The following is a 13,996-nucleotide window of genomic DNA, read 5'->3' as shown; positions in this document are numbered from 1 at the left end:
GGTGAGTTCGTACTCCGGCTACGACCTGCCGTTCGTCCGCGCCTCAGCCGACGTGGACGCGGGGCCGCCTCGACCGGTCGGGTTCGGCCTCGCGCAGGACTTCGCGGGTGACCGGGGCGACCTCGCCCTGGCCGAAGAGGAAGAAGCGGAGGAAGTTGGCGAAGGGGTTGCCCTCGGTCCATTCGAAATAGATGTGCGGGCGCTGTCCTGTGGCATCGCGTACGTACAGGAGCAGTGCGGCCAGTGCGTTGGGGATCGAGGAGCTCTCCAGGGTCAGGATGCGGTAGCGGTCGTGCAGCACCTCACCGCGTACGTTCAGACCGGCCTCGAACTCCGAGGGGTCGAGGACGGTGACCTCGACGAAGACGAAGTCGTCCTGGGCTGGCACGTCGTTGTCGGCCCGGATCTGGTGGATCTTGTCGCGGTACTCGGCCATGTCGCGGCGGTCCGGCTCATTGGCGATGAACCGGATCCGGCGGTTGGCGATGTCGCGCACGAAGCGCTCGGCCATGCTGTCCAGAGCGACGTGGGTGACGCGCAGCTCGAAGGCGCGGGCGAGCCGGGACATCAGCGAGAGGATGATGATGCCCGCGATGAAGCAGGCGCCGATCTTCACACCGTCGGGCCGCTCGATGACGTTGACCACGGTGGTGTAGAGGAAGACCGCCGAGATCACGGCGAAGCCGATGGTCCAGTTGCGCTGGCCGGCGCGGCGGGCGGCGATGGTCACCGCGATCGCCGCGGAGCAGATCAGCACGAGCACGCCGGTGGCGTAGGCGCCGCCCTGGGCGTCGACATCGGCGTCGAAGATCCAGGTGACGAGGAACGCCACGAGGATGAAGACGATCACCATGGGGCGTACGGCGCGTGCCCAGTGCGGGGCCATGCCGTAGCGGGGCAGGTAGCGCGGCATCAGGTTCAGCAGGCCGGCCATGGCGGAGGCACCGGCGAACCACAGGATGGCGATGGTCGCGACGTCGTAGACGGTGCCGAACCCGTCTCCGAGGTATTGGTGCGCCAGATACGCGAGCGCGCGCCCGTTGGCCTCGCCGCCCGGCTCGAAGTCCTTCTCCGGGATGAGCAGGGTGGTGATGAAGCTGGTGGCGATGAGGAACACGCTCATGATCAGGGCGGCGGTGGTGAGGAGCGTCTTCGTGCCGCGGATACGTCCTGCGGGCTTTTCCTCGGTGTCGCCGGCCTCGCCCTCGACGTGCGGCATGACCGCCACGCCGGTCTCGAAGCCGGACAGGCCGAGCGCCAGCTTGGGAAAGACCAGCAGCGACACTCCGACCATGGCCACCACGTTGCCGTGTTCGGCGGTCAGCGCGCTGGTCCAGTCGGTGACCACGTGCGAGGCGGTGGCGACGTGCCACAGGCCCACGACCACGACGACCGCGTTGAGGGCCAGGTACACGCCGACCAGGACGACGGCTACGCCGATCGCCTCCAGGAACCCCTTGAGGAACACCGCCCCCAGCAGGGCGACCAGGACCAGCGTGACGACCAACTGCTGTCCGTGCAGCAGGCTGGGCACGTGCGGATTCTCCACCAGGTGGGTGGAGGCGTCCGCCGCCGACAGCGTGATGGTGATCAGGAAGTCGGTGGCGGCGAAGCCGAGCAGGGTCAGGACGAACAGCTTGCCTTTCCAGAAGGACAGCAGGCGCTCCAGCATGGCGATCGAGCCCTCGCCGTGCGAGCTCTCCTCGGCCACCCGCCGGTACACCGGCAGCGCGCCCGCCAGGGTCACGATCACCAGCACGATCGTGGCCACCGGCGACAACAGCCCGGCCGCGAGCGCGGCGATGCCCGGCTGATAGCCGAGCGTGGAGAAGTAGTCGACGCCGGTCAGGCACATCACGCGCCACCACCGCTGCCCCTTGTGCTCGGGCTCCGTCTTGGCCTGCGGCCCCTGCTGGTGCCTGGCCATGTCGGACAGGCCCTCCAGCATCCATGCGCGCAGGCGACGCCGTGGTGTGGAAGCGGAATCGGAAGCCGCAGGGGTGGGGGTGGCCACCGGGTACTCCTGTCGTAAGCAAAAGGACAGCCATCGATGGGACGGCCCGGTCAGCGTACGCAACGTGGCCGTAAGTGTTTCGGCTGGTCAGGTTAGCTCGCGCACGCGCGGCCCCCGGATCGGGCCTCGCCGTACGAGCGGGGGTGGCAAGCCGGTCCCCGCAGCAGCGCCGCCGAAACCGGCGCTGCCGGCTTTTCCGGTCACGGCACTATGAACTGATACGCCCCCTCGCTACCCTCCGCCCATGATTTCCACGGTTGTCTGGGGTACCGGCAATGTCGGACGTGCGGCCATCCGTGCCGTCGATGCCCACCCGGCACTGGAACTCGCGGCCGTACTCGTCCACAACCCCGACAAGGTCGGCCGCGACGCGGGCGAACTCGGCGGACTCACCCATGAGTTGGGGGTCGCGGCCACCGACGACATTGATGTGGTGCTGGCCGCCGGTCCCGGCGCCGTGGTGTACGCGGCGTCCGGCGACATCCGCCCCGACGACGCCCTCGCGGACATCCTCCGAGCGATCCGGGCCGGAGCCGTCGTCGTCACCCCGGCGATGTACGGGCTCTACGATCAGCGCAACGCTCCGCCGGAGCTGAGGGAACCGTTACTGGCCGCCGTGGCGGACGGCGGCGGCTCGCTGTTCGTCTCCGGCGTCGACCCCGGTTGGGGCAACGACGTACTGCCGTTGCTCATCAGCGGGCTCGGCTCCACCGTGGACGTCATCCGCTGCCAGGAGATCTTCGACTACTCCACGTACGAGCAGGAAGATTCGGTCCGGTACCTGGTCGGGATGGGCCAGCCCATGGACTACGAGCCGATGATGCTCGCGCCGAGCATCCCGACCATGGTGTGGGGCGGGCAGATACGGCTGATGGCCAGGGCTCTCGGCGTAGAACTCGACGACATCCGCGAGACCTTGGACCGCCGCGCGCTCGACGCCACCGTGAGCACCAGGACGATGGGGGAGTTCGAGGCAGGCACCCAGGGCGCGGTGCGGTTCGAGGTGCAGGGCATCGTCGAGGGCGAACCCCGCATCGTCATCGAGCACGTCACCCGTATCCATCCGTCCTGCGCACCGGACTGGCCGACGCCGCCCGACGGCGCCGGGGCACACCGGGTGATCATCGAGGGCCGCCCGCGCATCGAGGTCACGATCGAGGCGACCGACGAGGGCGAGAACCGGTCCGCGGGAGGCAACGCCACCGCGGTCGGCCGGCTGGTGAGCGCCATCGACTGGCTCGTGGCCGCGGAACCCGGACTCTACGACGCGCTCGACGTCCCGCTGCTCCCCGCAGTCGGCAAGCTCGGAAGGAGACAACGTTGAACATCGACATCCCCGAGGGCCAGGAGCCGATCGGGTACGTGTGGGGAGAGATGGTCCCCGGCATAGGGCTGGCCGCCGCGAACTTCTCGCTCTCGGTGTACGAGCACACGACCCTGGGACTACGTGAGTTCGAGGCCGCGCGGCTGCGGATCGCCCAGATCAACGGGTGCCTGTTCTGCCTCGACTGGCGGACCGACCGTGACGGACAGAAGGTCGAGGAGGAGTTCGCGGACGCGGTGACCCAGTGGCGTACGACCGACGCTTTCGACGACCGCGCCCGGCTGGCCGCGGAGTACGCCGAGCGGTACGCCCTGGATCACCATGGCCTCGACGACGAGTTCTGGACGCGGATGACCGCGCACTACAGCCAGCGGGAGATCGTGGAGCTGAGCATGAGCATCGGCTCCTGGCTGGCGTTCGGCCGGCTCAACCATGTGCTGGGTCTCGACGCCGTGTGCGTACTGCGCGGGCACTGAGGCCGCGAACTCGCCGTCACCAAGGGGCCGTTACAGGTCGGCGGCGATGATCGTCTCGATGTTCCGTTCGGCGAGTGCCGTGATGGTCACAAAGGGGTTCACGCTGGTGTTGCCGGGGATCAGCGAGCCGTCGATGACGTAGAGGCCGGGATGGCCGTGGAGGCGGCCGTAGTTGTCGGTGGCCTTGTTCAGCACGGCGCCGCCGAGGGGGTGGTACGTGAGGTGGTCGCCCCAGATCTTGTAGGCGCCGAACAGGTCGGTGCGGTAGATCGTCCCTTCCCTGGCGTTGATCTTGTCGAAGATCGTCTTGGCCATGTCGATGGACGGCTGCTTCCAGGCGGTCTGCCAGTTCAGGTCGACCTTGCCCGTCGCGGCGTTCCAGGAGAACTGGGCGCGGTTCGGGTTCTTGGTGATCGACAGATAGAACGAGGCGTAGGTCTCGATCCCGGTCGGCAGAGGCGCGATCTCGGCGAACGCGCCGCCGGCAGCCCAGTTGTCGATGCCGGAACAGGGGATGGACGACTGGAGTTTGCCGGTCGGGTCCCACAGGTAGTTGGCGCGGCCGCACATGACGTTGCCGTTGTCGCCCCAGCCCTTGCCGATCTCGCTGTTCAGGTTCGGCAGTAAGCCGGTTGCCTTCAGCTTGGTCAGCAGCTTGCTCGTACCGACACTGCCGGCTGCGAAGAACACCCTGTCCGCGGTCACGGTCTTGGTGGCCGTGGTGTCTCCGGTGGTGTTGATCTCCTCGATGGCGACCGTGTAGCCGCCGCCGACGGCAGGGGCGACCGAAGTGACCTTGTGCAGCGGCGAGATGGTGACTCTGCCGGTCGCTCTGGCCTGAGCGAGGTAGGTCTTCTCGAGCGACTTCTTGCCGTAGTTGTTGCCGTAGAGGATCTCGCCGATCAGCGCTGATTTGGGGACGGTCCCGGCGGCTTCCTGCTTCATGTAGTCCCAGTCGTACACGTCGGGCACGAAGACGAACGGGAAGCCTGAACGCTGGGCGTGCTTACGGCCCACCCGGGCGTACTGGTAGCACTCGGCGGTCTCGAACCAGGCCGGGTCGACGACGCTGACTCCGAGCCCGGCGTTGGCGCGCGGGTAGTAGGTGCCGTACATCTCGTCGGCGTTCACCGAGGGCAGGACGGCGCTGAAGTTCTCACGCTTGGGCGTCACGGCCATACCGCCATTGACCAGCGAACCGCCACCGACGCCGCGGCCCTGGTAGACGATGATGCCGCCCATCTCCTCGGCGTCCAGGATCCCGGTGTAGCGGGGGATGTCCTTGTCGAGCGGAAAGCCGAGGAAGTTGCTGATGGGCTGTTTCGTTTTGGTGCGGAGCCAGTAGGACCGTTTATCAGGTTTGGTCGTGTTGGCGAAGATCTTGCCGTCGGAACCCGGGGTGTCCCAGGACATCCCCATCTCGACCATGTGCACGTCGACGCCGCCCTGAGCGAGCCGCAGAGCGGCTACGGAACCGCCGTATCCGGTACCGATCACGAGGACGGGGACATGGGCTCCGGAGTTGATCGGGGCGGCTGCGGAGGCGGCCTGCGCCTGGGCTGCGGTGGCGTGACCGGCGAGCACGACGGCGCCCAGAATGGAACTGGTTCCAGCGATGAAACGGCGGCGCGAAACGTCGTTGGAACCCGTACGATGCACGGTAGTTTCACTCATGTGATGTTCCTCACTCTTTGACGAATGGGAACACGTTCTACTGCTGCTTGTGCATGAAGTCACTACATACCTTGAGGTAACTTGCGCCCGATCATGCGCGGGTCGGGGCGGCCCCCGCACGACAGCAGGCCCCCGATGCTCGCCGACGGGCGGCGCATGACGATCACCCGCTGCGGGCGATTACGTGGACCCCCCTCACCGCGATCCTGAGATGTAGGTGCCGGGTGGAGCGGGCCTCGCGGCCTGTCGTGGCCACCCGGGCCGGGTGATGAGCCCGGTGCCTCCGTTTGCCGTCGCGGATGTGAAGACGGTGCCCGCCGAAGGAGGCGAACCGCATGCCCCGTATCCGTCATCGCGGGACGGCGTCTCCGCCGCAGACTCAAGCGGAGTTCGGAAGAGGCGCCTGGGTCCTGATCGGTGCCACAACCATTGCGGTGGGGGCGGCGTTTCATGCCGTCACCGGGCTCCTGAGGATCGTCAGGGACATGATGAGAGCGGAGCCGCGCGACGGGCCCGAGCAGACCGAGTCGCCTCCCGTGGTCGCCGAAAGGGGTCCGCACGAGGCGGCGGGCTGGATCCTCATCGCCGGAGCCACCGTTGCGGTGGGGGTGCTTTCCCACGCCGTTGCGAATCTTGCCCAGATCGTCAGAGAGATCCTGCGCGGACGGCCGATTCGGTCGTCCTGAGCCCTCGTCGTGGTTGCGGTGGACGACGAAGCCGAGGTGAAAAGGACATCGGGCTGGGGCGGATCGCGGCAACGGTGACGGTGCCCGAAGCCCGGCCTCATGCCAGCGCTGCAGCGAGTTCCGGGAGGTAGCCGGCCAGGAAGCCCAGGTCGGTGGCGCGCCCGAACTCCGGGTGGCTGCGGTGCTCGGGCAGACGAGCCAGTGCCTTGCGGCCGAAGTAGCCGCCGCCGTCGGCCCCCGTGGGCCGGGTGGGCTCGCCCGTCCAGCCGGGGTCGGCCGCGGCGAGGGGCAGGCAGCGTTCGAAGAGGTGGTGGCAGGCTTGCAATCCGCGGCGCAGCACCACGTGGTAGGGGTCGTTCTGGCCGATCGGATAGGGCTCGGCGGCCAGGGTGCGGCCCGTGTCGATGCCCGCGTCCACCTCGTGGAGTGTCGCGGCGAACTCCCGCTCGCCGCGCAGTATCGCGTAAACCAGGGCCACCTCGGGCAGCCCCCGATAGGCAGGCAGCGGGCCATGGTGGATGTTCAGGATGCGCAGCCCGGTGGAGAGGACCGGAGCGCGGAAGATCATCCGGTTGTTGACCGACCAGAGGAGGCCGTCCGTGCTGGCGTCTGCCAGCTCGGCAGCGACCGTGTTGACGTCCTCGACGCGCAGGAAGGGCACGTCGGGCAGAGACGCGCCCGCGGCGGCAGGGCCGCACACCAGGTCCACGGCCAGGCCGCTGTCCAGCGAGTGCTGTACGGCGCGCCAGAGCAGCGCGCCCTCACCGACGAAGATCACGACGTGCTCCTCAGCGCCTCGACGGTCTCGACGACGCGGCCGAGCGTCAGATTTTCGCTCAGGGACCCGAGCCGGGCCAGGAACTGCTGCTCCGCGGTCCGTCCCAGTAGTTCGTCGCCGAGCGCGGACAGCATCTCCAGTACGGCGAGAGAGTCGCCGCCCAGTGCGTGGAAGTCGGAGGAGGCGTCGAGGCGGCCGGCGTCGCAGTGCAGGACGCGGGACCAGATCCCGGCAATCACCGCCGCTGTGCCGGGCCCGGGAGCACGTACCGTCCCCGGCTCTGCGGCTGCCTCGTCGAAAGGGTTCGGCAGCGCGTTGCGGTCGGTCTTGCCGCTGGCCGTTTCCGGAAGCGCGGGCACCGCACACACCACCGAGGGCACCAGGTGGGAAGGCAGCGAACGCTCCAACTCGGTACGTACGGCGCCCTCGTCGAGGATGACCGAGCCCTCGGCGGGAACCACGTAGGCGCACAGCGCCTGCGGGCCGGTGTGGTGCCTGCGGCGGGCGACCACGGCGGCCTGTGCGATGTCCGGCAGCGCGGTCAGCGCCGCCTCGACCTCGGCCGGCTCGACCCGGTGACCGCGGATCTTGACCTGCGCGTCGATCCGGCCCGCGTATTCGAGCTGCCCGTCCGGCAGCCGCTGCACCAGGTCGCCGGTCCGGTAGGCGCGCCGCCCGTCGGGGAGGTAGAGGAAGCGGTCGGCCGTCAGGTCGGGGCGGCCGAGGTAGCCACGGGCCAGCTGAACACCCGTCACATACAGCTCGCCCAGCTCGCCGTCACCGACTTCCTGCCGCTGCTCGTCCAGCACGGCCACAGAGGTGCGGTGCACCGGCACTCCGATCGGCGTGGACGCGCGTGAGGCGTCGTCGCCGACGACGGCGACGGTACAGGCCACCGTCGCCTCGGTGGGGCCGTAGATATTGACGATCAGGCAGTCGGGCCCGAACGAGGCACGTGCCCACAGGCTGGTGGCCGTGGTGAGGTTCTCGCCCCCGAGATGGAGCGCGCGGATGCCCGCCGGGCGCAGGCCGAGGCGCCCGGCCAGATCGAGGTGGGTCGGGGTGAGCGCCAGGGTGTTGGCGTGCCGCCCCGAGAACATCTCACGCAGTTTGACGTGGTCGAGCTCGCCGGGCACCGGTACGACGGCGCCACCGTGCAGCAGCGGCGGGAAGATCTGCATCATCGACAGGTCGAAGCCGGGCGAGAAGGAGTACGCGGCCCGGGTCTGCTCGTCGCACCGCAGGAACGGTGCTATCCAGCCGGCCACATTGACCAGGCTCCGGTGCTCGATCTGGACGCCCTTGGGCTTGCCGGTGGAACCCGAGGTGTAGATGACGTACGCCAGATCGTCCGGTCCGGGAGCGGCGGCGGCGATCGTCGCCCGGGCGTCCACGGTGGCGTCGTCGCTCGCGACGTCTTCGAGGAGGAGCGTCGTGCAGTCGGCCCCCTCCGTACGGTCGGCCGAGGCCGCGTCCGTCAGACAGAAGCGGACCTGCGCGTCGTGCAGCAGTTCCTTGACCCGCTGCGCCGGATTGCGCATGTCCATCGGCAGGAACGCGGCGCCCGCCTTGAGGACACCGAAGACCCCGGCCAGGCCGAGCGCCGAGCGGTCCGCCAGCACACCGACCACCTCGCCGCGCTCGACCCCTCGGGCCAGCAGCACGGCCGCGACGGCGTCCGAGCGGCGGTCCAGATCCCCGTACGACCAGGGGAGTCCGTCGCCGATCACGGCGGGTGCGTCCGGCCGCCCGGCGGCCTGCGCGCGGAACAGCTGCACCACGGTGGTGTCCAGTGGCGGAAGCCCGTCAGGTCCGGGTTCAAGGAGCCGGTCGGCTGCACCTGGCTTTCGAGGCGCGGTCACCGACGGCGCAGCCGAGGCCGGTACTGCCGAGGCCAGCGCGGTCTCGATCCGGTCCAGCAGCGCCTCGCAGCGCTCGCCGACGTCCGCAGCCCCGCGGGCGGAGACCACCAGCTCCGTGTGCTCGGGCAGTTCGAGCAGCGCGATGCTGACGGGAACCAGCGGCGCATGCACCGGCAGGGCGTACACGGTCGCCGCCGTGAACTGCCCGGTGCTGAATTCCCCGAGCGCCAGTCGGCCGGCGTTGGACACGATGGCCGACGCCAGATAGCGGTGGCGTGCGTACGAGGCGGTGCGCGAGGCGCCGATCAGCCCTGCGGCCACGGGCAGTGGCAGCCGGGCCAGCGCGGCTTCCGTGCCGGGCGCCAGTTCCTGCCGCGCGGCCAGGGCGTTGAGCAACCGCCGGTGCACCGCATCCGCATCCTGGCCGGGCGGCACGTCGAGAAACACCGGCAGCGCCAGGTTGGCCGTCGACGACACTGTGGGGGCGTGACGCCGCAGATCCACCGGGACCATGATCCGGGCCGAGGCACCGCCGACGGCCCCGGCAACCTCGGCGGCCACCTTCGCGGCCAGCGCCGCGTGCCGACCGGGTACCGTACGCCGCCGCCACACCGAGCCGCTGCCAGGCCGGCCGGCCAACGGCGAGCGCTGGTCGAGCCCGAGGCGGGGCCGCTGCCCGGTCCGGCCGAGTGTGTCCAGCAGTTGATAGTCGGCCAGGGAACCGGCGGCGCCGTGCAGCGGCTCGCCCCGCAGAGCGCGGAAGACCTCGGCGGCCCACATCGCCGTGCCCTTGAGATCCATCACGGCATGGGAGACGCGGAACACCACCGTGCTGGGTTCGCCGGTGAGAAGCAGGACCTCGCAGCCCGAGCGGCCTTCGGCCTCGGCCAACGGGCCGGTCAACTCCGGCAGGCCGGTGAGCGTACGGCGGTCGAAGCCCTGCCCATCGGCGACCACGACCCGGGCCGGAAGCCCACTGTCGATCCACATCCTGCCGCGGCGCACCAGCCGCGAGCCCGGGCAGGACGCCGAGGCCTGTGCCACGGCGCGGCTCAAGTCCAGGGCGTCGATCGGACCTGTGCCCTCGACCACCAGCTGGAGCACCAGCAGCTCACCGAGGCGGGCGGCGGCCAGATAGGACCACTCGGTCGGAGAGACGGGCCGGCGGAAAGCGGTACGGCCCGAAGGGCGGGCACCAGGACCGATGCCCGTGACGGCATGCTGCTCAGTCATGGCTACTTCACCTTCCGGATGAATTGGTCGACGCCGCCGATGCTGTCGATCCAGGCGTCCAGCTGGGCCATCCCGGCTTCGTGGGCCACCCGTGGCGCCGTCAGATCCCGCCGCGCCGCCGAGATGTCGTACGTCGCCGAACGGGTCAGCAGGGCCAGCGAGTAACGGGAGAGCGGAGGCGAGGAGTTCTTCGCCAGCGGTGGTAGTTTCCAGACCATGTCCGCCGTGAAGGCGAGTGCGCGGAGCAGGCTGTGGGGGACCCGTTTGGCCGGAGGCCGGCCGCCGAACCGTTCGGCGAGGCCTGCGAGGGTGCTCCAGATCTCCACCGGCTCTTCGTCGGCTATGAAGTAGGCCCTGCCCCCGACACCCTCGGCACGCGCCGCCCGCACGCAGGCGTCGGCGGCGTTCTCGCAGTAGCACAGCGATGCGTACACCCGCCTTCCCCCGGACAGGTCGGGCAGGCTGCCCGTCATCATCTTCGCGAGCAGCCGCGGCATGAAACCGGAGTGGTCGCGCGGGCCCCACACGGCGCGCGGGCGCAGGGCGACGGTGGTGAAGTCAGCGCTGTCCGCCGCCAGGACCAGGCGCTCCGCGGCGGCCTTGGTCTCCGAGTAGAGATTGAGGTGGCGCGTCGGGAAGGGCTCGCTCTCGTCGATGTCGAGCCGGTCGCCCCCGCGGATGCTCATGAGCGCGCTGGGGCTGCTGATGAAGACGAAGCGCCTCGCCCCCGCCTCCTGGGCCGCCGACATGAGGCGCTCCGTGCCCGAGACATTCTCGTCCCAGAACTGCGCGCGGGTACCCCTGTCGGTGACGCGGGCGGCGCTGTGGTGCACCGCATCGATGCCGTCCATGGCCCGGCGTATCGAGGCGGCGTCGCGCAGGTCGCCGTACGCGAACTCGATGCCTGCGACGGTGCGCAGATGGCTCAGGTCGCTCTCTTTGCGCACCAGCACCCGCACGTCGTCGCCCGCGCGTAGGCAGGCGTCGACGATATGGCTGCCGAGGAACCCGGACGCGCCGGTCACCAGCACCTTCATCGGGAAGCGCCCTTCGTCTTGCGGCGCCCAGTCCGCCACCAGGTGGCTCCGAAGAGCATCGTGAGAGCGGCTGTCGCCCATGGTTTGCGCCCGGTGGCGAGCTCCTGCTCCGCGCGCAGCGCGGACGGTATCTGGACGGCGTGGACGACGACGCTCAGGAAGGCGTCGAGCCACCACAGAGCGGTCAGGGCCACATGGTCCAGGGGCAGCAGCGGCCAGGCAGCCAGGTACGCCCACCCGAGCAGCGGTATCGCGCGCAGCGCCTGGTCGGCCGCCGTCGGGCGGCGGCTTCCGGTCAGCTGGTCCTCGGCCCAGCCGGCCAGCAGCTCCCGGCGGATCTTGGCGTTGTGGCGAATGTCGACGGGGAACGCGGGATGCGGAAGGAAGTCCGCGATCGCCTTGGTCATCGGGTTGTTCGCGCCGAGTTCGCGCAACTCGCCCTCGATGTGGGGCCACTGCTTGCGGTCGATGCCCGGTGCCAGCTCCACGCACAGCACCGGCCGCTGTTCGGCGCCCGGGCCGAAGCCCACCAGCGCCGTGCGTTTCACTTGGGGGTGGGTGTTGAAGACGCTTTCGCAGCGCACCGTGTGCAGATCGCCGTCGGCTGCCCGGACCCGGTGGCTCTTGCGACCGCAGAACCAGATCCGTCCCTCACCGTCGATCCATCCGACGTCACCGGTGCGGTGCCAACGACGCCCGCCGTCCTGGATCTTGTGCTCGGCGTCGGCCTGGGGCGTTTGGAAGTACCGCGGGCTGACCGCTTGACCGCTGACCACGATCTCGCCCATCTCACCGGCTGCCACCGGTAGTCCGGGTGTCCACCGGGGGACCGGTCGGTCGCTGACCTTGATGGTTCGCACCGTTGTGCCGGGCGCGGGTCGGCCGATACAGACGCCCAGGCCTTCAGCCGGGCCGGCGGCCGGCCCGGCCAGCGCTTCTCTGCTCTCCACCAGCGCCATCGGCAGCGCCTCGGTCGACCCGTACGTGCTGAACACACGTGCCTCGTCGGGCAGTACGGCCCGCAGCGCCGCCATCAGCTCGGGGCTCACGGGTGCGCCACCGGAGACGATCAACCGCAGCGACGGCACCTGGGCGCCGGACTGGGCCAGATGAGCCGAGAGCGGATCCAGCAATGCGGGTGAGGCGAACATGGCGTTGACGGAGAAGCGCTGGATCGCGTCGGTCAGCAGTGCCGGATCGGCGGCGCCGACCCGGCCCATGTTCATCTTCGGCACGACCGCCGTGCGACCCGCCGCGAGGTCGAACACGCCCATCAGGGGCAAGGTGACCAGGGTGCTTGTCATGTCGCTGGTGAAGTGACCCTCTTCGACGCCGTACGCCATCCCGCGCAGCATGCCGACGGTGATCTCGACCGGCTTGGCCGGGCCGGTACTGCCGGTGGTATAGCCGATCAGTGCGAGGTCGTCGGGCCCGGACTCCAGCGGGGGCAGTTGCGGCATGCCCGCACCGAGGGCGGTCAGCTCCTCAAGTGCCGTGCCGCTCCCGCGGCCGACCTTGATCAGGCTCTGCACTCCGGCGAAGGCGCGCGGGCGCAGCCGCCGCAGGATGTGTGCGGACGGTACGCCGATGAATGCCTGGACCCCCACGCGGTGGATGCAGTCCAGCATGCGGCCCAGCCCCATGCCGGGATCGACCACCACCGGAACCGCTCCGACATGCATCAGGGCGAAGACCAGGGTCAGCAGGTCGACGCCCGGAGTCACCAGCAGGGCCGTACGGGTGCCGCGGCGGATGCCATGAGCTTCCAGTGCGGCGGCGCAGGCGGTGACCCGGGCGGCGAGTTCGCCGTAGCCGACCGACGTGTAGGCCGGTCGGCCGGCCGACTCCATGCGGTCGCCGTCCGGGTGGATGACGGCCGGTTTGCCGGGCGTACGGACGGCGTGCCAGGCGAGCAGTTCGGCCAGGAACGCGTCCTGGCGCAGGGCGGTTGTGGTACCGGGCATCAGTGCGCGGCTCCGTCGCTGTCGTCGGCCAGGCGGTAAAGGCAGGCCGCCGAACTCAGCCCGGCGCCGACGGCGAGGAAGAGGATCCGGTCGAACGCGTTGAACCTGCCCGCGTCTTGTGCCTGCCGGAAGCCGTGGGTGAGTGCCGAGCTGTGCGGGTCGCCCTGCACCCCTTCGACGGTGACCGCGGCATCGGATGCCATGCCCAGGCGTTTGGCGAGCTGGGCGGGGAAGTCGGACGACGGCTGCGAGGTGATCAGCAGTGTGCGGTCGAGGACCGCTGCCGCTCCATCGGCGTCGGTGCCGTACTCGGCCGCGAGGCAACCGTGTACCGAGTCGACGGCCAGATCGAGCATGCGCTCCAGGACGCCGTCGGCGCGATCGACGACGATGGTGTCACGACCAGCCGAGCCCGCCTCGTACAGCGGCAGATACCCGTTGACACCGTGGTCACCCGGCGCCGACCGATGGTGCACCCGGCCGAAGCCGCGGGCGTCGCCGGTGCGTTCCAGCAGCAGTGCCGCGCCGGTGCTCGCGTACGGGAACTCGGCGGTGCCCGCCCTCGACGGATCCATCGAGGGGTGGGTGTCGGCGGAGACCACAAGTACCCGGCGGGCACTGCCGGTTGCCAGCAGGGCACCGGCCGCCTGGACGGCGTTGAGTACGCCGCAGGCGCCGTTCATGAGGTCGAACGAGAACGCGGGCCGCCTGTCCGGGGCGTGCAGATACTCCAGGTTGATGCCGATGCGCTTCTGGATGAGTGCGGCGACGGAGGGCTCGGAGATGTTGGAGTCGCGGTAGACGCCGACGTTGATGAGGACGTCGATGTCCTCGGCGGTGAGCCCGGCCTGTTCCAGACAGGCGCTGCCGGCCGATGCCGCGTACCCGATCGCGCTGCCGGTGTCGTCGGCAGGGCTGAGCGCGGTGGAGGCAATGACAGTTGCCACT

Annotated in this window: 10 protein-coding genes; 3 read left to right on the top strand and 7 right to left on the bottom strand. The window is 69.7% G+C overall.

Translation table 11 applies throughout. From position 1 onward, the window contains the following. Nucleotides 1–43: 43 nt before the first annotated feature. On the bottom strand, nucleotides 44–1,948 hold the full coding sequence (locus OG905_RS03310; RefSeq protein WP_328682006.1) for an amino acid transporter: 1,905 nt from the start codon (nucleotides 1,946–1,948) through the stop codon (nucleotides 44–46). Nucleotides 1,949–2,258: 310 nt separating this feature from the next. On the opposite strand from OG905_RS03310, the gene OG905_RS03305 reads away from it, so the two are divergent. After that, nucleotides 2,259–3,338 carry an NAD(P)H-dependent amine dehydrogenase family protein gene (locus OG905_RS03305; RefSeq protein ID WP_328666075.1) on the top strand — a complete coding sequence of 360 codons (1,080 nt, stop codon included), beginning with the start codon at nucleotides 2,259–2,261 and terminating at the stop codon, nucleotides 3,336–3,338. After that, nucleotides 3,335–3,814 carry a carboxymuconolactone decarboxylase family protein gene (locus OG905_RS03300; RefSeq protein WP_328666074.1) on the top strand — a complete coding sequence of 160 codons (480 nt, stop codon included), beginning with the start codon at nucleotides 3,335–3,337 and terminating at the stop codon, nucleotides 3,812–3,814. Before OG905_RS03305 ends, OG905_RS03300 begins: the two co-directional genes overlap by 4 nt. 30 nt (nucleotides 3,815–3,844) lie before the next feature. Here the strand turns inward: OG905_RS03300 and OG905_RS03295 are convergent, their stop codons facing one another. Continuing rightward, the gene (locus tag OG905_RS03295) at nucleotides 3,845–5,488 is read right to left on the bottom strand and encodes a GMC oxidoreductase (RefSeq protein ID WP_328666073.1); all 1,644 of its coding nucleotides are present in this window, start codon (nucleotides 5,486–5,488) and stop codon (nucleotides 3,845–3,847) included. A gap of 485 nt (nucleotides 5,489–5,973) precedes the next feature. On the opposite strand from OG905_RS03295, the gene OG905_RS03290 reads away from it, so the two are divergent. Then, a complete protein-coding gene (locus OG905_RS03290) occupies nucleotides 5,974–6,174 on the top strand; it encodes a hypothetical protein (protein ID WP_328666072.1) in 201 nt (66 codons plus the stop codon). 97 nt (nucleotides 6,175–6,271) lie between these two features. Here the strand turns inward: OG905_RS03290 and OG905_RS03285 are convergent, their stop codons facing one another. The 5 genes from OG905_RS03285 to OG905_RS03265 are packed head-to-tail and all read right to left on the bottom strand — an operon-like array spanning nucleotide 6,272 to nucleotide 13,995. Beyond that, nucleotides 6,272–6,952 carry a formyltransferase family protein gene (locus tag OG905_RS03285; RefSeq protein ID WP_328666071.1) on the bottom strand — a complete coding sequence of 227 codons (681 nt, stop codon included), beginning with the start codon at nucleotides 6,950–6,952 and terminating at the stop codon, nucleotides 6,272–6,274. After that, nucleotides 6,949–10,047, bottom strand: a complete 3,099-nt coding sequence (locus OG905_RS03280) for a non-ribosomal peptide synthetase (protein ID WP_328666070.1) — start codon at nucleotides 10,045–10,047, stop codon at nucleotides 6,949–6,951. Before OG905_RS03280 ends, OG905_RS03285 begins: the two co-directional genes overlap by 4 nt. 2 nt (nucleotides 10,048–10,049) lie before the next feature. Continuing rightward, complete coding sequence (locus tag OG905_RS03275) at nucleotides 10,050–11,084, bottom strand: NAD-dependent epimerase/dehydratase family protein (protein WP_328666069.1); 1,035 nt, start codon at nucleotides 11,082–11,084, stop codon at nucleotides 10,050–10,052. Next, nucleotides 11,081–13,048 (bottom strand): fatty acid CoA ligase family protein, encoded by a 1,968-nt coding sequence (locus tag OG905_RS03270; protein ID WP_328666068.1) that lies wholly within the window; start codon nucleotides 13,046–13,048, stop codon nucleotides 11,081–11,083. Before OG905_RS03270 ends, OG905_RS03275 begins: the two co-directional genes overlap by 4 nt. Then, nucleotides 13,048–13,995: a hypothetical protein gene (locus tag OG905_RS03265; protein ID WP_328666067.1), complete on the bottom strand. Its 948-nt coding sequence runs from the start codon at nucleotides 13,993–13,995 to the stop codon at nucleotides 13,048–13,050. Before OG905_RS03265 ends, OG905_RS03270 begins: the two co-directional genes overlap by 1 nt. Nucleotide 13,996: the final 1 nt, after the last annotated feature.

Source organism: Streptomyces sp. NBC_00322, from assembly GCF_036147535.1.
Taxonomy (GTDB): Bacteria; Actinomycetota; Actinomycetes; order Streptomycetales; family Streptomycetaceae; genus Streptomyces.
Note: the sequence above shows the minus strand (reverse complement) of the source record. Positions and strands in the feature narration are given on the sequence as shown.